This window comes from Desulforamulus aquiferis, assembly GCF_030577015.1.
Classification (GTDB): Bacteria; Bacillota; Desulfotomaculia; order Desulfotomaculales; family Desulfotomaculaceae; genus Desulfotomaculum; species Desulfotomaculum aquiferis.
Map to the genome: position 1 here is coordinate 1 of NZ_JARPTC010000004.1, position 24508 is coordinate 24508.

Sequence of the window (24508 nt, forward strand, 5' to 3'; positions counted from 1 at the left end):
GATGTCAAGCCCTGGTAAGGTTCTTCGCGTTGCGTCGAATTAAACCACATACTCCACCGCTTGTGCGGGCCCCCGTCAATTCCTTTGAGTTTCAGTCTTGCGACCGTACTCCCCAGGCGGAGTGCTTATTGTGTTAACTACGGCACTGGGGGGGTCGATACCCCCAACACCTAGCACTCATCGTTTACGGCGTGGACTACCAGGGTATCTAATCCTGTTCGCTCCCCACGCTTTCGCGCCTCAGTGTCAGTTACAGTCCAGATAGCCGCCTTCGCCACTGGTATTCCTCCCAATATCTACGCATTTCACCGCTACACTGGGAATTCTGCTACCCTCTCCTGCACTCAAGTTCACCAGTATCAGAGGCATCACGGGGTTGAGCCCCGAACTTTTACCTCTAACTTAATGAACCACCTACGCGCCCTTTACGCCCAGTAAATCCGGACAACGCTTGCTCCCTACGTATTACCGCGGCTGCTGGCACGTAGTTAGCCGGAGCTTACTCTTCAGGTACCGTCATTTGTTCGTCCCTGAAAACAGAGGTTTACAACCCGAAGGCCTTCTTCCCTCACGCGGCGTTGCTCCGTCAGGCTTTCGCCCATTGCGGAAGATTCCCCACTGCTGCCTCCCGTAGGAGTCTGGGCCGTGTCTCAGTCCCAGTGTGGCCGTTCGCCCTCTCAGGCCGGCTACCCATCGTCGCCTTGGTGGTCCATTACACCACCAACTAGCTAATGGGACGCGGATCCATCTGATAGTGATAAATCTTTCCTAATCAGAACATGCGTTCCGATTAGCGTATCCGGTATTAGCAGCCGTTTCCAGCTGTTATCCCGGGCTATCAGGCAGGTTATCCACGCGTTACTCACCCGTCCGCCACTAAGTTTAAGTATCACTAGGTTTCAACTTAAACTCCGTTCGACTTGCATGTGTTAAGCACGCCGCCAGCGTTCGTCCTGAGCCAGGATCAAACTCTCCATTAAATATCTTACAATATTTAAAGAGTTGATTAGCTCTTCTTTTACTTGTTTAGGAATTACTTGCTAGCGTTTTTATTAACGCTTGACGAGAATTCATTTGTGGTTGTCACAGTCTCGAGTTACCTCGACTTACGACTAAACCAAGTTTGCATTCATCATCTACTGTTTAGTTTTCAAAGACCGCCTGTCCTCTCGGCCAGGAATTACATCTTACCATGTCCCTCGCTCTGTTTCAAGTGCAAGTTTTTGGTAATTTCGTTTAATTGTCTTCAAGCAAGTGGTAATTTTTCTCTGTCACCTCGCAGCGACATTTGTTAGTTTACCATAATGATTAGTCATTTACAAGTCTCATTTTGTTTTATTTTTTAATAATTTGCCCAATAAATTTAATAAGATTAATTAAACTACACTAACATACATCATTTTTTGTTTTTTTTCATTAAATAGTCAAGGTTTTATCAAGTGCTCAGGTTTTAATATGCTAAAATTAGGCAATATACACTTGTTTCCTTACAGTAATGGAGGTTTTGATGATAATTGATCATGGGAAAGGTTTGGTCTTTCGCCCTCCTGCGGAGGCTAATAGCCTAATATTACGTATAACCATTGGTTGTTCCCATAATGCCTGTGCCTTTTGCGCCATGTATCGACGGACGAAATTTCTAGTTCGCACAGATGACGAAATATTTCATTTAATAGAATTGGCAGCTGAAAAATACCCACTTACTCGCAGAGTATTCTTAGCCGACGGTAATGCTCTTGTTCTGAGCACTGAGCAGTTGCTTTCTATTATTTCTAAGTTAAAGTCTACTTTCCCTAAATTAACTAGAGTAGCCTGTTATGGTGGCCCTAGGGATATTCTCAGAAAAACTGTTAATGAGTTGACAGTCCTTAGAGAGGCAGGTCTAAAAATAGTTTATCTTGGAATAGAGAGCGGTGATGATGGGGTTCTTATTAGAGTTAATAAGGGGGTTAATTCAATGGAAATGGTTGCTGCCGGGCAGCGTGTATTAAAATCAGGCATAAAACTATCGGCAATGGTTATTCTTGGCCTCGGGGGAAATGAAAAGTCAGCCCAGCATGCCCTAAATACCGCTAGGGTACTTAATCTTATTAACCCAACCATATTAAGTACCCTTACCCTAACCCTTTATGAAGGTACTCCATTATGGGAGTCTGTACAAAAGGGTGAGTTCATACCCCTATCAAAGGAGGAAACACTATTAGAGCTAAGGCAACTACTTTCTAATATCCAGTTTTCCAGACCCTGCATTTTCCGCAGTGATCATGCATCAAATTTATTACCCCTATCGGGCACACTAAACAAAGATAAAGATAAATTACTCTCGGAGCTTAATGATGTCATTGATTTTTTCCATGGGCGCTAAAAAGATTAACAAATAATTAATACAGTCTTCATCAATATTTCCATTTCCTTTGTTATTCTAAATCTCGTGATTTTATACAAAGGAGCGACAACATGAAGTTTCAGTATTATAAACCAGGGATACCAGCTCATATGACACAATTAGAGGCATATTTTTTAACCAACGAGCAAACAATGACATTTAAAAATAACCTGCTGGAATTATGGTCCAAGGAGACAGATAGGCTGCTAGTGGCAATAAAGGGTAAAAATATTGTAGGAGCTGCATGGTTAAGGAAAGAATCAAACATGATTTATATTAAATATATCCAGGTAAACACCCCTTGCAGGGGTGTTGGCCGGAAAATGATCGAGTTCTTAAAAAATGAACAAGAGGTTCTGGAATGTCGTGCCGTTTATGAGGCTAAGGGTTTTTGGCACAAGTTAGGTTTTTCAGCTAAAGATAATTACGGTGCCAGATTTTCAATCCACCCATAGCATCATAAACAATCAGAGCCTCACCTTAGGTGGGGCTCTGATTGTCGAGAAACTACCCATATTCGGGTTTTAATAATCCCTCACGACTCCTCTCTCCGCAGTGGACAGCGCTAATCCCTTGCTTCGGGCCAAAATGGGCCGCCTTCGAGTAAACATCGTGTTTACCTCAGGCTTGCCCGGACGTCCATGTCCAGGCACCCATTTTCGCATCCTCAGCTTCGCGAAGCGCTGTTTCCACTGCTCCGAATGTCGCTGTTCGGGATTATTAAAACCCAGTTGTATCTTTTTCAACAGTCTGAGAGTCCCACCTAAGGTGGGGCTCCATTGTTTATCTGCGCCAGATATTCCTGAAGGATATATCTGCTAATAAATTTTGACCAGTCTCCCGTCCCTTTTTCATAATATAGCCAATAAATGTGCCAAGAAAGCCTTCCCAAATCAAAGCTATAGCCTTCGCTTCGCTTTTACTGTTTGCCCTCATGGCAACGCTGGCGTCTACAGCTTTACGCAGTTCGCTCAGCACCTTTGATAAATGGGCTGTAAGCTCGTCCGTATTTGTCAACCAACCACCGCCTCCAAAAGCTTTTCTATTATTTTATGGGGGTATCTTTTTCTCCACCCATATTGGCCTGGTTGGCAACCGAGTCTTTAATCTTATTAAAGCTGGCTTCTGCTACAATATCTTCGAACTCTTCTTTGGCATGAGAGAATACACCTTGAGCTCTCTCTGCAATATCAATAGCCTCTTCCATTGCTTTTCTGGCTAAGGGACGCATAGACTTTCCTAAGCTAGGGAGCAAAAGCAATCCCAGGAGAGCTGCCCCCGCACCCCAGCCAAAACTTTTACGATCGATACCTCTAAATGGTCCAGTAATACGATCTAATAGTGCACCCGTATATCCTGGCTGATTATTCATATTAAGACTTTGCATTAGTTCTGGTACGTCCATCCCCTGCTGCCAGGCTTCCTGCAATAATTCGTTTAGCATCATTCGCACTTGGGGGTCTCTAACCTGCCCCATTCTTTGGTTAATTCTTTCCATTCCCTTTAGCTCTGTTTGCAGTTGCCTTCTTAGCATATTCATATTTCTCTGGTAGTCGTAATCTTCCCGATCCATCCACCAGTCAAAATCTAACTCAGGCTGCCGCCTGCTCCTATAGGGCATCGGAGGTGGAGCAGGACACCAGCCGTAATAACGTCCCGGCCCCATACCTCTCCCCATGCCAAAGCCTGGCCCACGCCTAGGATATCCGGCACCATAGCCATAGCCTCTTCTACCCCGACCATAGCCATAGTTTTCTCCATAGTTTTCGCCGTATTCTTCAGGCTCCCCATAGTATTTTTCCTGCCACTCACGTCTTACCTTAAGGTCATTCATAATCTCCTTCTTAAGCTGGCCTACCATTTCCGGATCATATTGGCTAGCCATAGGCTGCTGCTGTTGTTCTCTGTTAAGCAAAATTTATCCCCCTTTCTTAAGCGTAAGAATATTTTTTACCGAAGATGGTACAATTATTACAATCCTTTGTATTATTGGAAATATTTTTTAAATTTTAATTTAGTATGCCTTTTGAGGAATTGTAAAAAATAATTTCAAACTGTAGAAAGAGGTGATAAGATGAAATGGTTATTAGCAAGCCCTCTAGTAACACTACCTCCCCTAGGATTAGTGGCAGTTGGTGCAGTAGTGGGAGTTGTGGGTGTACCAATTGTTAAGAAAACAGCTCGAAGCCTTGCTGTTTTATCAGTCAGAGGAGTACTAGCAGTTAATGACGCCATAAAAGATTCAGGCTCCCAAGTTAGAAAAGGCTGGGAAGATATGGTTGAGAAGGCTCGGGATAGTGAATATAATATGAGCTATAATTACACTACTTCCAATAATGATTTAGACCACACCGTTGTTAAAAGAGAAGAAATCAAACAAGAAAATTCTCTGGCAGATGTTAATAAAAATAATAACGTTATAGCCGCAGATGATAATTCCCTCTAAATTAGTAAAGGGCTGCCAAGGCAGCCCTTTACTAATTTACGATTTTTGGCTTCCTACTTAACCATGCGGCAGTAATAAACTTTTCTACAAGATATGTTAAGCCAGATGCCCCCAAAATGTTTCCTATAGCATTTAACCCAAGGGGACTAGTCTTGAAAATTTGCCTACCATAGGGCAAGTAAACAGCCCCTGCCAGCATAGCCGCAGACAAGGCTACGGAGCCTATTAAATAACTGTTTTGTTTACCTTTCTTTTTCTCCCCGCACTCCAAGGCAAATAAAAGCTTACTAGCCGCAAAGGAAGCCATGGTTACTGTTCTTGCCAGTCCAACATCCCCATACTTTAAGAAACGACGGTATGTTTCTAAACCCACCAAACCAGTGGCAAGTCCTCTGCTGACAATTTGATCACCTAAGCCATCTGCAAAAAAGCTTTGACTCGCTGGTCTTGGCGGCTTATCCATTAGTTTCTTACCCGGTGTCTCAACCCCTAGGGCTAAAGCCGGCAAACCATCCCCTAATACGTTTAAGAAGAGTAATTGAATAGGTATTAATGGCATGGGCATGCCTAATACAACCGATAGGAACACTAGAAGAACCAACCCAACATTGGTTGATAAAAGGTATCTTACTGACCTTTTAATATTGCTGTATATACCTCTCCCCTGCTCCACAGCCGAAACCAGAGTAGCAAAGTTATCATCCATTAAAACAATATCTGCAGCCTGTTTAGTAACATCTGTCCCGGCCTGACCCATAGCTACACCAATATTACTTTCCTTAACCGCCGGAGCATCATTAATACCATCTCCCACCATGGCAAGGACCTCACCCCGATTCTTAAAGGCTTTCACCAACCTTAACTTATGGCCTGGCAAGACTCGAGCAAAAACCCTTACTTCTTTCAATACTGCTGCTAGCTCAAGATCACTAAAACTGTCAATATCCTGGCCGGTAATAACCATATCCTTTTCCGTTATGCCAACCTTCTTAGCAATTGCCAGGGCGGTATGGGGATGATCTCCTGTAATCATGACTACCTTTATACCTGCCCGATGACAAGTAGCAATTGCCCCTTTGACCTCTGGCCGAGGTGGATCAACCATACCTACTAATCCTAACAAGACTAATGATTTTTCAGGATCGGTTTCCTTGGATTCATCCAGGGGACGGTAGGCAATGGCCAAAACCCTCATGGCCTCACCGGTCATATTTTCATTGGCATCAAGATATTCCTTGCGGAGATTAGCATTCATACGTATATTCCGGCCATTTTTCTGTACCTTTGTACACAGCTTAATTACTACTTCTGGTGCTCCCTTAACGAAGGCAACGGTTCCCTTTTCCTCCCTTTGGCAGACGACTGTCATTCTAAGCCTTTCAGCATCAAAGGGAATTTCCCTGACTCGCTTCCATTCTTTGCGGATTTCTTTGTAATTAATATCTTCCCTGAGACCTGCCAGCAACAGGGCCCCTTCCGTAGGGTCCCCCTCAATCAGCCAATTTGGCTGATTACCCTTACCAGGTTTCTTCCCAGACCATTTTAGGTTTGCATCATTACATAAAATCCCAGCAGATAACAATGATATTAAATCCTGGGAATCCTTATTGTCTTCTAATTGCCTTAAAGGTTGACCAACTTTATGGGCCTGCCACCAGGAACCACCTGTAAATACAGCTTGTACTTGCTGCCTGTTCTGAGTCAAGGTTCCCGTTTTGTCAGTACATATCATGGTTGCACTACCCAGGGTTTCTACTGCTGGCAAATGTCTAACTACAGCATTTTCTTTAGCCATTCTCCTTACCCCGGAAGCAAGGGCAATTGTAACCACTGCAGGTAGCCCTTCAGGAATAGCAGCTACCGCCAAGCTAACTCCCGTTAAGAACATTTTAAACAGTGAACCACCCCGCAGGATTCCCGCCAGTACAACTAATCCACTTACCACCAAACAATATTTCAAAATTACATTACCTACATCGGCCATACGATTCTGCAAAGGGGTGGGACCATTCTCCTGACTGTCTAGCATACCGGCAATTTTACCAATTTCTGTAGACATGCCAGTGGCTATAACTACTCCCACTGCCCGCCCCCTGGTTACATTTGTTCCCATAAAGGCAAGGTTTTCACAGTCCAGCAGCGGTATACAATCAGCGAGCTGACTTGAGTTTTTAACTACTGGATAAGGTTCGCCGGTAAGGGCTGATTCTTCTATTTCTAAGCCGTGAGCCTCTAAGAGCCTCAAATCAGCCGGCACCCCATCGCCCTGCTCCAGGAGAACAATGTCCCCGGGTACAAGCTCAATAGCCGGGATACGCTCAACTTTACCCATTCGTCTAACCTTGGCTGTTGGTGCTGACAGCTTACCTAGGGAATTTAATGCCCCTTCAGCCTTTTGCTCTTGCAGTGCACCCAATAACGCATTTATGGCTAATATGGCAACAATAGCAAGGGCATCGCCGAATTCCCCCAGTAGAGCGCAAACTCCGGCGGACGCCATCAAGGTTTTAACCAAGAAATCTTTAAGTTGACCCCAGAGTCTAGAAAAAAAACTTGGTGGTTTTTCCTCAACCATTCTATTAGGGCCAAAATAGGCCTTTCGTTGTAAAACATCTCTCTCTTCAAGCCCCTGTTCTAGGTCAGTTTGTAATCGACTAAGGGTTTCTGCAAAGGAAAGGCTGTGCCAATTGCTGCATTTAGAAAAATTATTATTACCCTCACCAGAGTGCATTAAGGACTCCTCTAAGGCGGCGGCAATTTCCTGTTCAGCCTTGAGGTGTCTCGAGCTTCTCTTGCTTCCCGGCCTTTTACCCGAGAGCAGCCGTAAAGAATTAAACCCCAAGGCCACTGAGGTTAGATCTCCATATACCTTGGCAGCCATAGGATGCAGCCAACCACTGGCACCTAAAGCTAGGCCCAAAGCATTTGCCGCTTGAACCAATGCTATATTTTGCTTAACCCTATGCTTAGCCCTATGGGATACCCTAAAGACCTCGGGCAAAAGGGATAGTGAGGCAATTACAACATCCGCATGATTGTTTGGCAGTCCAGTAAGGCAAATTCCAGCACTGGCTTCCTTTAGGAGAGATAAATCATCCTGATTACCTAAAACTAGGGCGACCCTTTTTCCTTGCTGCCGAAGCTTCTTTAAAAGACTCTCCCTTTCACTAAAGGTTAATTGATCCCACGAATCCTGAACCTGGGTAATGCCTAATAAATGCAAATCCCTGATTATTCTTCTCCAGTCTTGCCCATGTGAGGGTTTTATGCCAATTATACCCACTACCCTGGCCTGATGGGCTACAAATAGGGGGACTTGTCCCAGATGTTCCAATCTCTTAGCCTTAAAGACACCCCATTTTGTTTCTATACCAGCCTCGATTAGCTCCTGTTCATTTCCTACCAATAGCTGGCTGTTCTTTTCTTGATGGTTCTCCAGTCCCTCTAAGTGGGTTAGCTTATGCCAACGGACAGCTAATTCCCTTTTAAGTGCTGGGGCATAAACATGTTCATTTTCTTTAGTTACCTCAACTGCCATCTCCAGGAGCCTTTTTCTACTAATACCAGGCATGGGTAAAATATCCCCCACCCGATAAGAGGTCTGAGATAGCATATCTTTGCCAGAAAAGATAATTGTATCGACCCCATCAAGAATTTCAAGGGTCTTGTTATCTCTAAAAAAGATTCCCTCTTTACCTGCCCTAGTCATGGCAGCCGTAACCGCTGTAGGTGCAGCTATCCTCACTGGTGATGGATTTGCAGCCAATAATATTGACAAGGCCCTTTGGAATCCCCCTGTCCCTTTTAGTCCGGCTACAGCAGCCAAACCCAACATTGGCATAACTGCTTTATTGGAATATTCCTGACCCAGACTACTCCAATTAGACTTTTCATCATACTCCGGCCTATGTATGGAATCACCAGGCAGTTCAGGTAAATCAGGCAAGGCACTTTGATAACCCTTCAGCAACAGGCTTTGCCCCAATGAAGTAAGGTTCGCCAGCAACATTACCGCTAGCCCAGGTACACTTTCCCTTAACAAGGTCGTCCCAATTGCCAAGGCAGATATGACCAGGTCGTGATTAACCCTTCCCTTAGACAGCCCTTTTATACCATTCCGTAAAACTGGGTATCCAGAGACAAGGGTAGTGGCTGCAGCCAGGTTAAATATATGTGGGTGTTTAGCCAAGGGGGTACGTCCTATGAAATAGTGTTTTAAACCTAGGTAGGCTAATACTCCTCCACCCAGAGCCACATTTAATAATTGTCTCTTAATAGATAATTCATCTTGGTCCTGTCTGGAGATTTTATGGCTCTTTTTAGTGGTATTTCCTTGGAAACAGTTCTTAAGCCTATATTGCTCCAAGTTTGCAATGATATTAAATTCACTGATTTTACCCGGATTAAAAATTACCAATACACGACCTGTCAGGAAATTTGCCTCAACCAGATAAATACCCTGTATGGTTTTTAGATTATCCATGATTATTTCGGCCATGGAATGATCACCTTTAAGTCCGGGTAACAACAATCGAATTCTTCCTGGCAATCTGTGAATTACCGTTACTCTACCCTTAATGATATTGTGATTAACAGTTTTACCAATCGAGTTCATTATTCACCCCCTCTCTTTAAGTATTAGAGGCTATTTTTCTCTCATTTTGTTAATTTTAGTCACCAAGATTTTGTTAAATATAGTACCTAAACTTAACATCTTTATCTTTGTAATTTATAGAATTTTTTGAAAATTAACCATATAGTTCCATGCATAAGAAAAAAATAAAAATGCCACTATATGGTTAATGTTTATGGGGAGGAAGATAATGAGGCAGGTTACTATTAGACATGAGTTGCCAGGTCGGATTAGGTTGGAAATTGAATCCTTAAAGCGAAACAGTCTCCTTTGTGGTAGCCTGACGCAATATTTGGCAAATATCCCTGGAGTTAAAATTATCCAGGTTTCTTCCAGAACGGGGACTGTACTGGTTTATTATAGTGCCGCACAAGTTTCAGTCAATGCTTTAATAGGTGCTGCTGGCAAATATATTAATGAATTGTCGGGGGAATTGTCTGATGCAGCTGCGGCAATAGCCCTTGAAAGGTCTCCTATACCTGTATCAAAGGGGCTAGCCAATACAAAAAATTATAGAGAACCTCAAGAGCTGCCTATTCCTTTCCAAATAGCTCAAGTTGCACTAAGTGGAATGGTGTTATTAGGCTTGACAGTTAAAAGTCTTTTTGGCAAAACTGCAGCAGTTACTGGCACAAAATTGCTTAACCTCTCCTCTGTAACCACCGCTTTAGCAAGCTACCCACTCCTTCGCAGTGGGCTAACTGAATTAGTGCAAAAAAAGAAGTTAAATAACGATATTCTAATAAGTGCCGCAACACTGGTAGCCTTACTGATGGGAGAAGGTCTAACCGCTTTAGTGGTGGTTTGGTTGGTTAATCTCAGCGAACTTTTACAAACCCTTACCCTGGATCGTTCTCGGCGTGCCATTGGTGACCTATTAAAAAATAAAAATGAACAAGCCTGGCTACTTGTTGATGGAACCCAGGTTTCTGTTCCCGTGGAGAGTCTAAAAGTAGGTGATACCGTTGTTATCCATCAAGGTGGTAAGATTCCTGTTGATGGCATAATTGTCTCTGGTACCGCAGCAGTTAATCAGTCTCCTATAACAGGTGAATCTTTACCCGTCTATAAACAGTTGGACGATCAAGTATATGCCGGCACCGTTGTCGAGCAAGGCAGCATACACGTATTCTCTGAAAAGGTTGGGGACAGCACGGCTTTAGCTAGAATCGTACATCTGGTTGAAGAAGCAAATAACAAGAAGGCTCCCATTCAAAATATGGCAGATTCCTATTCCTACAAAATTGTTCCCATTTCCTTCTTGCTGGCATCCCTTGTCTTCCTCTTTACTAAAGATATACATAGAACCATGACCATCTTAATCGTTGCCTGTCCCTGCGCAGCCGGTCTGGCAACACCTACGGCCATAAGTGCCGCTATGGGCAATGCCGCTAGCCGAGGAATACTAATAAAAGGCGGCTGTTATCTTGAGGCTGCAGGTCGATTGGATTCAGTACTTTTTGATAAAACCGGCACCCTTACAGAAGGCCGTCCAGAAGTAAGTAGCTTCGTATCTCTGGATGAGCAATACACCCCAGAACAGATCCTAACTCTGGCTGCAGCCGGCGAAATGCACACAAATCACCCACTAGCTCTGGCGGTGGTAAATAAGGCCCAGGAACAAATGGAACAAATCCCGGAATATCAAAGCAAGGAAGTAGTGGTTGGAAAGGGACTAAAGGTTATAGTAAATAATGTGGAAACATTAATTGGCAACCATAGGTTAATGCAAGATGAAAAAGTTGATTATGGAAATGCCCTTCACTTTGCTAATGAAATGAGCACTCGTGGCGAGTCAATAATCTATGTAGCCCGCCATGCCAAACTAATTGGTTTAATCGGCGTGAGGGACACCCTGAGACATGAAAGTAAAAGGGCTATCAATGAGTTGAAAACATCTGGTGTTAATGAAATCGGACTTGTCAGCGGGGATAATTATGAATGTGCCTGGGCTGTGGGACGAGGCCTTGGCCTCAAAGATATTTGGTCAAATATGTTGCCAGAAGATAAAGTAAAGGTGGTCCAGGAAAAACAGCGTAACGGGAAAATTGTTGCCATGGTTGGAGAAGGGATTAATGATTCCCCTGCCTTAGCAGCAGCAGATATTGGAATTGCCATGGGGGTTAAGGGCACCGATGTGGCAGTTGAGTCTGCAGATGTTGTGCTGGCTGGTGACGATCCTGTTAAGGTAGCCCAATTAATCAAACTGAGCCGACGAACCATGACTGTAATTCACCAAAACTTTGCCTTTGCCATAGGGGCAAATGCCCTGGGAATCGCCTTAGGTACACTTAAAATAATATCTCCCTTCACAGCAGCATTACTGCACAATGCAAGTACGGTTGCAGTGGTAATAAATTCTGCCAGATTGATGAAATATGGCAAATGAATAATTCTGGGTTTTGATCCGGTACCACTATTTACTAAATAGTACCGGATTATTTTAATTTAATTTTAATCATCAGTTAAAAATTATTAAGTATAATTAGTTTTATAGAAATAGAATAATTTTTACAAATTTATAAGAACTAGTTCTAATATATTGACCAAAAATGATAAATAAGTTACAATAATGATAATCATTATCAGTTTTTTGGAGGTTGTCAATATGGTAAACCATGATTCCATCTGGGAACCTGCTGATTATAAAAGTGAAATGTTTTTAAATAATATTATCGAGGCTAGTCATCGTACTATTGATTGGTCAGTTAATTTATATTTTAAAACCATGGAGAAAGCAGTTCCTCTGTTCTGTGAAAAGTTAGTTCAGGATGACAAGTTTGATTTTTATCATGGCTTTGCCTCTCATATTTTTAATGAAACCGAGATGGGTCAACTGATTCATGAGATCGAAAATCATATTAATAAAGATATCCTTTCTCTACAGAATAAATGGCTCCCATCAGTTAAGTTTAAGCACGAGAAGGTAATCCCTTCCTTCGAAATCATTAATGAGTCAATATATCAGCATAAAATTACATTGCAATTAGCAAAACATGCTGAAAAAGCTGTCTGTGACCTTACCACCAAAGCTTTGATTGGTATATCTCCAGTCTCTCTACCCAAGAAGCTTGTAGCTAAGGCTACCCCTTCCATTGGAAAAACCATAAGCCGTACTATGGCCATTGATAAAACAAAATGCACCTGTGAATATCAGACAAATGTTGAAAACCAACTTCACTGCATTCTACAAATTATCCTGCAGGATCTCAAAGCGAACCTTAAACATCAACTAGCTGAACAACTCTATAGCTGGTATGATAAACTTAGTAGTCAGCCTTTCGATTATCAAAACCAGATAGTATAAACTTGAAACCGCCCTATGGCGGTTTTTCTGTTAAAATTTCAAACTTAGGATGATGACTAAACAAAAAACAAAACAAGACTCGTAAGTCTTGTTTTGTTATGTTTATTAGCCTTCGCTAACAAATTCTACGGTGCCACCAGCTTCACGTATTACACTCATAACATCAGATATACCGGTTCCACATTTACCCCCAAGTATTGGCAGTCTAAGAACTACACAAATTCCAGATGGAGAAGCCAATTCAATAATATTAAGCAGATTGATTTCAGCCCCTGCAGGAATAAATACACGAATTAATGTGCCTGGAAGGTGTGGACAGGGATCCTTCTTCTTAGGCGGACAATGTGGCTTTTTAGGGGGGCATATTGGCTCAGGGGGACATATTGGAATTTTAGGACATTCTGGCTCAGGGTGACATACTGGTTTTTTAGGACATACAGGTTTCTTTGGCTTAAAATAACCCTCGTCAAAGAACATAATTTTTCCTCCTTTTCCATTTTATAGTACTATATATGGAAAAATATGTTCTTTTGTGACAATATGGCTATTTAGATTTTAGAGTTACCCTAATCTCCTTACTTATAGCAACCTCTTTTTCATTAACCAGGCAACTTAGGGCATAGATCTCAACCCCTGCTTCCTTAGCCCTGTAGAGTTCTTGTGTAAAGAAAGGATCTGTGGCTTGATTGGGAGAAAAACATATGGCATCATCCCTTTGGATCACAAACAGTACAACTGACCTAAATCCCTCCTGTGCAGCTTGGGCCAGCTCCCTCAAATGCTTCGCCCCTCGCTGAGAGGGTGCATCAGGAAACTTTGCTAGGCCATCATCTACCAAGGTTACAGACTTCACCTCCAGTAAACACCTGGTCTTTTCACCCCTTAAATAGAAATCTATCCGACTTTCTCCATAACCTACTTCTCTCTTTATTTCTTGATTATTCCCAAACCAGTGTAAATCTCCGGACAGCAGTGCCTGATGAATTATATGATTAGGCAGCAGGGAGTCTACTGAAACCAGAGTATCATTATAGTTAGCCAAGAGTATTCTGAAGTCTGTCTTTTTGCCCGCTGGCATGGCAGTTACGTAAACAATATTTCCAGGAAAGAGCAGTTCCCTCATTCTGCCGGAACTAGGTACATGGGCAGGATGAACCTGCCCATGTACCTGAACTAATCCTACAAACCGGTTTTTTCTTTCCACAAATATTGCTTTAATCATTTGAGGCAAAGGAATACTAGTTTTATACTGACCACTCAAATTCCCAGTCTCCAATACGAACAATATCTCCTTCTTTTACGCCTGACTCAATAAGTCCCTGCTCCAATCCCATGGCCTTCATAATTCGCTGGAGTCGCTCCACAGACTCTTCTTCCTCCAGATAAGTCATGGCCACATGGCGCTCAATTTCCTTACCTGTGACACGCCAATTGCCATCAATATCTCTTTTAATATTAAATCTATCCTCCTGAGAAAAGACTGTTAGTTTATCCTCAATCGGTTCCTCAGGTTCCGCCTTAGGTATTTCATCTAATAGGTCCGCCACCCGGCGAACTACTATATCTAACCCTTGATTGGTTGCTGCTGAAATAGGATAAATCTCATAACTATCACCAAAGGCTTCTTTTAAACGCGCTAAATTTTCTTCCGCCTCGGGAGTGATATCCATTTTGTTGGCAGCAATAATTTGGGGGCGGCTTGCTAGTCGAGCATCATAAAGCTCAAGCTCGCGATTAATGGTTCTTATGTCCTCCACTGGATCACGCCCCTCTGTGCCTGCGGTATCCACCACATGGATCAACAGCCTTGTACGTTCTGTATGACGTAAAAATTCATGCCCCAGGCCTACTCCCTGGGATGCCCCTTCAATTAGTCCAGGAATATCAGCAAGTACGAAACTCCGGTCAAGACCTACCGATACCACTCCCAGATTTGGTACCAGGGTGGTAAAAGGATAATCTGCTACCTTGGGCTTTGCCGCTGATACCATGGATATAAAAGTGGATTTGCCAGCATTGGGAAAGCCGATTAAGCCAACATCAGCAATGAGTTTAAGCTCCAGCTCAATCATTAGCTCTTCACCTGGCTCCCCCTTCTCTGCTATGCGGGGAGCTTTATTAGTTCCAGAGGAAAAATGTACATTACCCCGTCCACCCCGGCCCCCCTTGGCAATTACCACCCGTTGACCATCTTCCACCAAATCAGCAATAAGTCTGCCTGTTTCAGCCTCCCTGACCACGGTTCCGGCAGGCACCCTTACCAGCAAATCATCACCAGCGGCACCATTCATATTTTTACCCATACCGTGCTGCCCACGTTCAGCTTTAAAATGCTTTTTATAACGAAAATCAACCAGGGTATTTAATCCCTCATCTGTGGTGAATATTACATCTCCCCCACGACCACCGTCACCACCCCAGGGTCCTCCAAAGGGCACATATTTTTCTCGGCGCATGGCAATGCAACCATTACCACCGTCGCCACCCTTTATATAAATCTTCGCACGATCATAAAACATATATTATCACCCGGTAAATATTATTTACCTGTTGGCCTTTCCTCAGACTGTTTTTTAGGAAAAATTAAATATATTTCTGCTTCTTTTTCAGTGACTGCTAGTTTACTGGAACTATTATAGGGCTCCAGCCAATGGGAGAGATCCATCTGCTCTTTAATATCCTGGGTAACCTCCGATGAAAGCACCGAAAAACAAAGTTTAAAACTAACCTTTCTCTCACTTTCACTGATAGTAAGTTTCATAACTCGCTCATGAATATCCATTGGTGTCAAATATTTTAGACCATGATTAATGGAGCGTTCCAGAGCAGATCCTGCTATTTCACTTGAGACACCCAGGGAGGACAAGTCAGATTGTATATCATAAACTAGTTCCACTTGCTTTTTGGCAGCCTCATTGGCGGCTATGAGTAAAACAGCCTTTATATCCGGGCTTTTCAGCCTGGTTATTCTACTGAGTTTTTCATAGTCACCGCACACCTTTATTATGTAATCCCTTACCCTCTCACCTTTGTTAAGCTGGAGTAAGCCGGAAATTACCTGTAGATGATTTAGAAAGTCATGCCTTTGCACCTGAATAACTTCTAAAAGGCTATCAGTTTTCATCTCAATACTTCCTTTCAATAACTATTGAGAAGTTATTCGACTGACTGGTATTGATTTCCTGCAGTTATAAATTTAAAAAACCAGCCTGACTTTTCAGGCTGGTTTCAAAAAGACTGAATTACTGAACAGCTACCTCGGGAACCACAATACTAACTTGTTTTTTGTCGCGACCCTTGCGTTCAAACTTAACAACGCCATCGGCCTTGGCAAACAAGGTGTCATCTCCACCGCGTCCAACGTTAAGACCGGGGTAAATCTTGGTGCCGCGCTGTCTTACAAGGATGCTGCCTGCAGAAACAAACTTACCGTCACCCTCTTTGACCCCAAGCCGTTTTGATTCTGAATCACGACCGTTCCGTGAACTACCGACGCCTTTCTTATGAGCCATACAATCCCACCTCCTATCGGTGATTCAAATTAAGAAACTAAGCTTCAATTTTTTCAACAACCACCTGGGTAAATGGCTGGCGATGGCCATTCTTGCGGCGGTAGTTTTTCTTTGCCTTGTATTTGAAGACAATAATCTTCTTGCCTTTACCATGGCGAACAACATCCAGAACTACTTTGGCTCCTTCTACTTTAGGAGTGCCAATTTTGACCTGGCCATCCTTTTCCACCAGCAGAACATCGGTTAACTCAACCTTCTGACCTGCTTCAGCTTCCAGCTTTTCAATGTATAGGGTGTCACCTTCCTGAACCTTATACTGTTTACCACCAGTAACAACTACTGCGTACATACCCACACCTCCCCGTTTCTAGGACTCGCCATAAAGGTACCGGCAGACCGGTTTGCAGACCTCTTTTGAGCGGTATGCAGGCAAAAAGACACCTACAAGTAAATATTTTATCATATGCCTAGCATTTGTCAACAAGCTTAATATTAGATAATCCTGGCCTTGGCGTAGGTTCGGTGTACTTTGGTGACCTCAACTGAAACCACCTCACCCACCAGATACCCCCCGCCCTCAATATCAATGATAAAACCATCCAGTCGGGCAATTCCATCATTCATGTTGGAGATATGTGGTTCTACTACTTTTACTTCAATAACCTCTCCTGCTTTAACAGGAAGTGTCTGGGAGGTAATCTCATCCTGATCCGAAAGTGGCCTAATAGTCACCTGTTCCAAATGGTGAGTTGCAGATCCCCTAATATACAGGTTTTTACCAGTTCTTTGTTCTAGTTCCCGAAGATTTGCTCCTCCTGCCCCGATGAGCCTGGCAGCAACAATCGGATTAGCTTCTACCAAAATTGTTTCAGCCATAGTCTGTTTAGCCATCTGGTATATTTGCGTCTTCAGATGAATACTAACAGTTTCCTCGGAAAGGACCTTTCCCCTCCCTTCACAATAGGGACAGGATTTCTGTAACACCTCGGCCAAAGACGGACGAACCTTTTTACGGGTCATCTCCACCAAACCCAGTTGTGTTATTCCCAATATATTAGTCTTTGTTTTATCTTTCTTTATTTCTTCTTCTAAGGTGGCAAGAACCTGGTTTCTATGTTCTTCTTCGACCATGTCAATAAAATCAACGATAATTATGCCGCCTATATTCCTTAGCCTAAGTTGTCGTGAGATCTCCACCGCTGCTTCTAAGTTTGTTTTTAGTACAGTATCTTCAAGGTTGGTACTGCCGACAAATTTGCCAGTATTTACGTCAACGGCAGTTAACGCTTCAGATTGGTCTATAACCAGGTAAGCTCCGCATTTTAGCCAGACCCTTCTTTTTAATGCCTTTTCCAACTCGACTGAAATACCATAATCCTCAAAGATATTTTCCCGCTCATCTAGAAATACCTTTAGTTTAAGTTTTGGATCAATAATGTCCAGTATTTCCAGGACCTTGTCATATTCACTTCGTGAATCTATTGTCAGCCGGTCCACGTCTTCACTGAATATATCCCTTAACATCCTCTGCACCAGCTCCAGATCCCTGTGCAGTAAATTAGGGGCTGCTGTGTTGGTTGATCTACTTTGAATCTTTCTCCAGAGCTTATGAAGCAGTAAAATATCCTGCCGGAATTCTTCCTCACATACTCCCTCGGCCACTGTTCTTACTATTACACCCATACCTTCAGGCTTAACCCTGTTGGCTAGTTCCTTTAGCCTTTCTCGTTCCTTTTCCGATTCTATTCGACGAGAAATGCCAATATAGTCAACTGTAGGCATTAATACCAGATATCTGCCCGGAAGAGTAACATGGGTTGTAACCCTAGGTCCCTTTGTACCTATTGGTTCCTTAACAATTTGAACAATAATCTCCTGGCCCTGCTTTAAAATATCGCCAATATTTAAGTTGAGTCCCGGGTTATTGCCTGCCTCGGGATTCCTTGAAGGCTGTGCGTCCTCAACATAGAGAAAAGCATTTTTTTCCAAGCCAATATCCACAAAAGCAGCCTGCATGCCTGGAAGAACATTTTCCACTCTACCCTTAAAAATATTACCCACTAATCTTTGATTAGGCGAACGCTCTATATAAACCTCTACGGGAATCTTATCCTCTAGAACAGCAACCCTGGTTTCCTCTTCCCTGACATTAATTAGAATTTCTTTTAACATAACCGACATTCCTCTCCTGCACCGGTGGTCAGGCTTCCCAAAGGGAAATTGGTCCGGTTTTCCCGTCAGCAAAGAGTTCTACTCTACGTATTCGGAACTCCTCCGGCTTAACAGGAACTCCCCCATCCTGATATAACTTCAACAACACATCATTTGGTCTCACATTTCCTTGACTACCTATCAACAACTCCATTTTTATTTCCATTATATGTCCTTTAACAGAACCTGTTAGATTAAAAATTCCCCCGCGTATGTCTGTTTCTTTAACCTTCCCCTTCACTTCCCTAATAACTGGCAGGGCTCCGGAATTCATTATATTATTTATACTAGTTTTTAGTTCCGGCTCTGAGTAGCCAGTGGGAAGAGTTGCTGTAGCTCGATATTCTGCCCGTGCTAGCAGGGCCATTAAAGCCGGCCCCTTCTCCCTTAATTCTCTAATATCAAGAATTTCATAACCTTCCGGCATATTACTACCCAGTTTTTCAGCCAATTCCAGTGGGCTTATGTACCCGGTTAACTCCATATCCAAATACTCAGCCATGCCTCCAATTCCTACAGGAAGAGGTGCAGCAAAGCTAAATTTTGGATGGGGATTAAACCCTTCAGAAAAAGCTACTGGCAATCCTGCTCTCCTGGTACAGCGATCGAAAAACCTTACCATGTCAAGATGTGAGCTAAAACGAGCTGGACCATCCTTACTAAACTTCACCCGGTATCGGGGCAATTTCCGCACCTCCCAGGATATCTGGTTTCATTTCCATAGTGGGGCAAAGGCCACAGCCAGGACATTGTCCAGAGCGACAATCCATTGTGGGCAGGCTACCCATAGCCTTTTTATGCTCCCTGATTAAAAATTTCTTACTTACCCCTGCCTCAATATGATCCCATGGTAAAACTTCCCCATAATCAATAGGTCTATAGGCATACCATTTTGGATCAAGCCCTTGTTCCTCAAAGGCTTCCAGCCATAGACGGAATTTAAAGTGCTCTGACCAACCATCAAACCTTGCCCCTCGGGCCCACGCATCTTCCAATACCATTCCTAGCCTACGATCACCCTTAGCAAACACAGCCTCCAGGAAACTGGTCCCAGGGTCATGCCAGTTGTAGGAAATTCTCTTATCCCTAAGCTTTTCCTTGAGATACTTTTGCTTTTCCTTTAACTGCTCTAAACTGTCCTGGGGCTCCCATTGAAATGCCGTATGGGATTTAGGAACAAAGGAAGAAGTACTGACAGTAACCTTGAGCCGCCCCCTGGGAACGCCGGACTGGTAACCTATTTGCACCACTTTTTTAGCCATATCTGCAATGCCATCCAAATCTTCATAGGTTTCTGTAGGGAGACCAATCATAAAATATAACTTTACTGAGGACCAGCCATTTTGAAATGCAGATGTTACAGCATCAACCAAATTTTGCTCTGTTACATTCTTGTTGATAACATCCCTTAATCTTTGGGTACCGGCCTCCGGGGCAAAGGTCAGTCCACTTTTCCTAACCTTTTGAACTTCTTTAGCCAAATCTATCGAAAATGCATCTAGCCTTAAGGAAGGTAAGGATACATTTACTCCCCGCTCACCATATATATCCAAAAGATTTCTTACTAAAGGTGCAACCCCAGTGTAATCAGCAGTACTTAGGGAGGTTAAAGATATTTCATCGTGACCCGTGCTATTAATCATTTCTTCAACCTGACGGGCCAAAGTCTCGGGCTTTTTCTCCCTGACAGGTCGGTATAAAACCCCTGCCTGACAAAAGCGACATCCCCTGGTGCAACCCCTTAATACCTCTACCATCACCCGATCGTGCACTACCCCCATTGACGGTACAATGGGGTTGGTGGGAAAAGGTACATTTTCAAAATCCCTAATAACTCTTTTGCCTATTTTTTGAGGCACTCCTTTTTGCTTTGGAAGAACCTCCTTTACTGTTCCATCTTCATTGTAGGATACTGTGTAGAGAGAAGGGACATAAATTCCCGGAACCTTCTTAACTATTTCTAGGAGCATCTTAGGACGGTCTAACCCTTGTTGTTTTAAATCCTTAACTGTATCAATTAGTTCAAGGATAACCTCCTCACCTTCTCCAATCACAAAGAGATCAATAAAGTCAGCTATAGGCTCCGGATTAAAGGCGCAGGGTCCACCGGCAATAATTAAAGGCATAGTAACATCCCGGTCAGCTGCACGTATGGGCAGACCAGCCAAATCGATCATATTAATAATATTACTGAAGCTCATTTCATACTGCAGGGTAAATCCTATGATATCAAAATCCACAAGGGGCCGTTGTGATTCGAGGCTGAAGAGCAAAAGTCGTTCCTGTCGCAGTTCCTTCTCCATATCAGTCCAGGGGGCAAATACCCTCTCCATGAGGGCATCTTTTCTACTATTTACTACATGATATAAAATTTGCAGACCAAGATGAGACATTCCCACTTCATAGACATCTGGAAAAGCAAATGCCATTTTTATGTCTACCTGATCCCAATCCTTTTTCACAGCGTTCCATTCTCCACCTGCATAGCGACTTGGTTTTTGAACCCGGGAGAGAATTTTATCTAATTGATGCATCTTTCTGCCTCCATTATTGCAATAGCCATTAGTAGCTTATAAGTATTATTGCCAAAAAGCCTGCGGAAAAATATTCCTGTTGGATCTTTCTACATTTGATATATTAAATCCTGCAAATGTGCCCATAAGGATAAAGTAAAAAGAAAAGCCTTGCTAGCTGCCTGTTTACACTAGGCGGCTGCATTAGCTTTGGGATGCCTCTGCTATTTCTCCCTATTAATTAATGCTCCTAAGCCATATTCCATACCGTGATTGAATAATGCATTAATGACTTGAACCTCTGTAACCTGACCCAGGTAATTCATCTGTCCATCTACTAAAGTAATTAAATGAAATCTCTGGGGAACGAATAGTTTTACTACTTCCCTTAAAGTAATGTCTTCTCTAGCTACCAGATGCTCAGCAGGCAATACCCCTGCCTGGGCTAATTCTTCATTTTTTTGTGCCAGGTGCCTAATAAACAAATAGGGCGCTATGCTTTTTTCACGGGTAGCAGAGTAAAATACAAACATTGATATTATTACCACATCCAACCCATTAAAACCAATCATAACACCTATAATGCCTAAGCAGGCTATCAAAACAGCCATAACTTGTCCAGTCTTTGCCGCTATATATGTAGCCTGAGACATTCCAACCTGGCCGGCGAGCAAAGCCCTGAATATTCTACCTCCATCCAAGGGAAGTGCCGGTAAAAGATTAAATATCGCCAGCATAAGATTTGTTTGTATAAAAAACGGCCCTAAGTCTTCAGACCAGAGGCCGTAATTTTTTAGACCCAGGGCAATGCCAATAAGCAGCAGGTTGGAAAATGGTCCGGCTAAAGCTACGGCGATTTCCTTGGCAGGTGTTATACTGACCTCACTCCCCACCCTGGCCACTCCACCAAAGGGAAGTATCTCAATATCTATCACCCGCACACCATAAAATCTGGCTGCAATGGTATGGGCGAACTCGTGAAATAAAACTACTGCAAAGACAATTAATCCCTTTTCCAACACTCCTGCCACAAAGAACAGCCCTAACAGGGCTATAAACCATAAATTAAAATATATGTCTATTCCAAAAATGCGCCCTATCCTCATTGTCCCTTCCCACCTTGTTCATCTCCACCCGGACTTATTTTTATATCACTGCTTCCCCCCGCCTCCAGGGGCTTGGCATCATCTACTGTAACAGTAGATAGGTTGATTTTCTTCAAAGGATCGATTAATTTATCATTCTCCCGTACCTCAAAGTGGAGAATTGCCTCTCCCACCGACTGTTCTGCCACCTCACCGATTACCTCTCCTAATTCTACCTGCTGGCCTTCACTTAAAGATATATTTGTCAAGCCGGCGTATAGGGCATACTCTCCTTTACGGTGCTCAATTAAAACGAATTCCCCGTAGGTCTTGTCATGCCCAATACGGCTAACACTTCCACTTTGCACCGACCTAACTGCAGAGCCCACAGGTGCACTAATATCTATCCCCGGATTAAACCTCTCCAGATTATCCACCTGATCCTTTACCCAGCCAAATTCTTGCACCACCATTCCAGATACAGGCACAGCCCATGAAGCATCACCGCTAATATCTCCTGCGGTTGGCAAAACCGGGTTAGTTAACTCGTTAAACATAGGCCAGTCCATGTTTACAGTTCTCAAGCCAATTTGAACAGCCTTGTCCAGAGCAGGGGTTACATCCCATTCAGTTGTTAAGGCTACCCTTAAACCATCTTTTGTCTGCAAACTCCAAGGATGAGTAGATTCCTTAATTACTAATAGAACCGCAAAAATGCCTAGGGCTACCACTACACGATAAAAGGTTTTAATTCCGCTAGGTTTAGATTTTTTGCGATTCCACTGATTATTGGCCCTGTATTTAGCCCCGTAATTTGACCAATCATCAGAACCAAAGGAGTTTCCCAGGGGCTCGTACCTTTTCTTCTTAAACCGACTGAAGTTAAAATCATATTTACCAATTCTCACCTTTTATCCCTCCCAAGGGTATTCTTTCATTTAGCTATTAAAGTATATTGAGCGGGAGGGACAAATATGACAAGCCCTTCTTTATTTGACTTGACTTACCAGACAAAAAACCGTCCCTCTGGGGACGGTTTTTTGTCTCAAAATAGTATCTTTTGGCGGCGCATGTAGACGTTTAATAGAATCCCAATGGCAATCATGTTGGTCATCATGCTGCTACCTCCATAGCTGAAGAGGGGTAGTGGCAATCCCGTTACCGGCATTATGCCCGTGACCATCCCAACATTGGTTAAGATGTGAAAGGTAAGCATTGATACTACACCGGTGGCCAGCAGGGCACCATTTAAATCCTTGGCCTGGGAAGCTATTCGGATACCCCTGTATAAAAGAATAAAAAAGAGAATTAATAGTAGGGTTACACCAATAAAACCCATCTCCTCACCAACCACCGAAAAGATAAAATCTGTATGTTGTTCCGGCAGAAAATTTAACTGATTTTGGCTGCCGTTATAAATTCCTTTGCCCTCTAGACCTCCGGAGCCTATGGCAATCTGAGACTGTACTACGTGATAGCCAGCACCTAATATATTATCTTTATCCCAGGGGTCTAAAAAGACTAGTAGCCTGCTCAATTGATATTCTTTGAGAGGAATCCAAACTCCAAAGTGCATATGAGCTGCCGCCCAGCCCACAGCAGCAGCGGCACCCCCAACAAAGATCCCTGATATTAGTTTCCAATTATCAGATGCAACAAAAAGCATTCCAAACATTATGGCAATAAAAACAAGAGATGTTCCAAGGTCTGGTTGTCTTAGAATCAGCAATAGGGGTATTCCTATATGCAAGAAACAAGGCAATAGCTCTTTTAGGCTATTAAGTTTTCCCTCTCGCCTAGTCAGAAAATCGGCAAAGGTAATTATAATAAATATCTTGGCAAATTCTGAGGGCTGCAGTGCGAAAAAACCCAAATTAATCCATCTCGTAGCCCCCTTGGCACTATGTCCCAGGGGAGATAGCACCGCCAGCAGCAAAATGATATTTATAAGGTATATCGCTTTACGATGGCGTCGAAAATCTTCATAGGGAATTGTGAGGATAGCAAATATCAAGAATACGCTCAAGATAACCCAAATTATTTGCTTTTTGACATATTCGCTAAAAAATAATTTGCCATATTGAATAATCGATATACTGGTAGCTCCCTGGGAAGTTTCACCATTTAGACCCGGAGCGTCCTTTTGCCAAATTTCCTGATGCTGTTGGAAATCCATCGGACTGCTTACCAGGGTGGCACTGCTGATGGTAACCAGGCTAAAGGAGATAATTAATAACACTGAAAAAACAAGGGTATAATCCAGATTGCGCATAAACCGCTTGTCTACCATCGCATTCCACCTCCTAAATTTATTTAACCTATAAATTATATTACAATGTACACCAAAACAAAAGTGTTGATAGTTATTGATATATTCAAAATCCCTACTAAATTTTATACAATATTATTTTATAA

Annotated in this window: 20 protein-coding genes and 1 rRNA gene; 5 read left to right on the forward strand and 16 right to left on the reverse strand. The window is 42.9% G+C overall.

The window, feature by feature from the left end; all coding sequences use genetic code 11:
* Window positions 1–980: ribosomal RNA gene (locus P6N53_RS03195) — 16S ribosomal RNA — on the reverse strand; the annotation flags it as partial.
* 527 nt (window positions 981–1507) lie between these two features.
* Between P6N53_RS03195 and P6N53_RS03200 the strand changes: the two genes are divergently transcribed.
* Together P6N53_RS03200 and P6N53_RS03205 are read left to right on the forward strand one after the other, a co-directional pair.
* Window positions 1508–2365, forward strand: a complete 858-nt coding sequence (locus tag P6N53_RS03200) for a radical SAM protein (RefSeq protein ID WP_304541137.1) — start codon at window positions 1508–1510, stop codon at window positions 2363–2365.
* A 92-nt stretch (window positions 2366–2457) separates the two neighbouring features.
* Complete coding sequence (locus P6N53_RS03205) at window positions 2458–2841, forward strand: GNAT family N-acetyltransferase (protein ID WP_304541138.1); 384 nt, start codon at window positions 2458–2460, stop codon at window positions 2839–2841.
* Window positions 2842–3169: 328 nt separating this feature from the next.
* Here the strand turns inward: P6N53_RS03205 and P6N53_RS03210 are convergent, their stop codons facing one another.
* Both P6N53_RS03210 and P6N53_RS03215 read right to left on the reverse strand, forming a co-directional pair.
* The gene (locus P6N53_RS03210) at window positions 3170–3403 is read right to left on the reverse strand and encodes a hypothetical protein (RefSeq protein ID WP_304541139.1); all 234 of its coding nucleotides are present in this window, start codon (window positions 3401–3403) and stop codon (window positions 3170–3172) included.
* Between the two features lie 28 nt (window positions 3404–3431).
* Window positions 3432–4301 carry a hypothetical protein gene (locus P6N53_RS03215; RefSeq protein ID WP_304541140.1) on the reverse strand — a complete coding sequence of 290 codons (870 nt, stop codon included), beginning with the start codon at window positions 4299–4301 and terminating at the stop codon, window positions 3432–3434.
* A 159-nt stretch (window positions 4302–4460) separates the two neighbouring features.
* On the opposite strand from P6N53_RS03215, the gene P6N53_RS03220 reads away from it, so the two are divergent.
* On the forward strand, window positions 4461–4832 hold the full coding sequence (locus P6N53_RS03220; RefSeq protein ID WP_304541141.1) for a hypothetical protein: 372 nt from the start codon (window positions 4461–4463) through the stop codon (window positions 4830–4832).
* A 31-nt stretch (window positions 4833–4863) separates the two neighbouring features.
* Here P6N53_RS03220 and P6N53_RS03225 read toward each other — a convergent pair whose 3' ends face one another.
* Complete coding sequence (locus P6N53_RS03225) at window positions 4864–9447, reverse strand: HAD-IC family P-type ATPase (protein WP_304541142.1); 4584 nt, start codon at window positions 9445–9447, stop codon at window positions 4864–4866.
* A gap of 208 nt (window positions 9448–9655) precedes the next feature.
* Between P6N53_RS03225 and P6N53_RS03230 the strand changes: the two genes are divergently transcribed.
* Window positions 9656–11854, forward strand: coding sequence for a heavy metal translocating P-type ATPase (locus P6N53_RS03230; protein ID WP_304541143.1), 2199 nt, complete (start codon window positions 9656–9658; stop codon window positions 11852–11854).
* A gap of 219 nt (window positions 11855–12073) precedes the next feature.
* On the forward strand, window positions 12074–12772 hold the full coding sequence (locus P6N53_RS03235; RefSeq protein WP_304541145.1) for a hypothetical protein: 699 nt from the start codon (window positions 12074–12076) through the stop codon (window positions 12770–12772).
* Between the two features lie 105 nt (window positions 12773–12877).
* Here P6N53_RS03235 and P6N53_RS03240 read toward each other — a convergent pair whose 3' ends face one another.
* The 12 genes from P6N53_RS03240 to rodA form a co-directional block, all read right to left on the reverse strand.
* Window positions 12878–13249 (reverse strand): hypothetical protein, encoded by a 372-nt coding sequence (locus P6N53_RS03240; RefSeq protein ID WP_304541147.1) that lies wholly within the window; start codon window positions 13247–13249, stop codon window positions 12878–12880.
* A 67-nt stretch (window positions 13250–13316) separates the two neighbouring features.
* Window positions 13317–14033 carry a DNA/RNA nuclease SfsA gene (sfsA, locus tag P6N53_RS03245; RefSeq protein WP_304541149.1) on the reverse strand — a complete coding sequence of 239 codons (717 nt, stop codon included), beginning with the start codon at window positions 14031–14033 and terminating at the stop codon, window positions 13317–13319.
* Complete coding sequence (obgE, locus tag P6N53_RS03250; protein ID WP_304541151.1) at window positions 14017–15291, reverse strand: GTPase ObgE; 1275 nt, start codon at window positions 15289–15291, stop codon at window positions 14017–14019. Before obgE ends, sfsA begins: the two co-directional genes overlap by 17 nt.
* 20 nt (window positions 15292–15311) lie before the next feature.
* The gene (locus P6N53_RS03255) at window positions 15312–15896 is read right to left on the reverse strand and encodes a Spo0B domain-containing protein (protein WP_304541153.1); all 585 of its coding nucleotides are present in this window, start codon (window positions 15894–15896) and stop codon (window positions 15312–15314) included.
* Window positions 15897–16014: 118 nt separating this feature from the next.
* Window positions 16015–16284 (reverse strand): 50S ribosomal protein L27, encoded by a 270-nt coding sequence (rpmA, locus tag P6N53_RS03260; protein ID WP_304541155.1) that lies wholly within the window; start codon window positions 16282–16284, stop codon window positions 16015–16017.
* Between the two features lie 37 nt (window positions 16285–16321).
* A complete protein-coding gene (gene rplU, locus P6N53_RS03265) occupies window positions 16322–16633 on the reverse strand; it encodes a 50S ribosomal protein L21 (protein ID WP_304541157.1) in 312 nt (103 codons plus the stop codon).
* Window positions 16634–16776: 143 nt separating this feature from the next.
* Entirely contained in the window at window positions 16777–18456 is a 1680-nt protein-coding gene (locus tag P6N53_RS03270; RefSeq protein WP_304541159.1) for an Rne/Rng family ribonuclease, read from the reverse strand.
* A 28-nt stretch (window positions 18457–18484) separates the two neighbouring features.
* Window positions 18485–19189, reverse strand: coding sequence for a TIGR03936 family radical SAM-associated protein (locus P6N53_RS03275; protein ID WP_304541161.1), 705 nt, complete (start codon window positions 19187–19189; stop codon window positions 18485–18487).
* A complete protein-coding gene (locus P6N53_RS03280; protein WP_304541162.1) occupies window positions 19155–21029 on the reverse strand; it encodes a TIGR03960 family B12-binding radical SAM protein in 1875 nt (624 codons plus the stop codon). Before P6N53_RS03280 ends, P6N53_RS03275 begins: the two co-directional genes overlap by 35 nt.
* Window positions 21030–21232: 203 nt before the next feature.
* Window positions 21233–22114: a M50 family metallopeptidase gene (locus tag P6N53_RS03285; RefSeq protein WP_304541164.1), complete on the reverse strand. Its 882-nt coding sequence runs from the start codon at window positions 22112–22114 to the stop codon at window positions 21233–21235.
* The gene (locus tag P6N53_RS03290; RefSeq protein WP_304541166.1) at window positions 22111–23001 is read right to left on the reverse strand and encodes a murein hydrolase activator EnvC family protein; all 891 of its coding nucleotides are present in this window, start codon (window positions 22999–23001) and stop codon (window positions 22111–22113) included. Before P6N53_RS03290 ends, P6N53_RS03285 begins: the two co-directional genes overlap by 4 nt.
* Window positions 23002–23138: 137 nt before the next feature.
* Window positions 23139–24383: a rod shape-determining protein RodA gene (gene rodA, locus P6N53_RS03295; RefSeq protein ID WP_304541167.1), complete on the reverse strand. Its 1245-nt coding sequence runs from the start codon at window positions 24381–24383 to the stop codon at window positions 23139–23141.
* Between the last annotated feature and the right edge of the window lie 125 nt (window positions 24384–24508).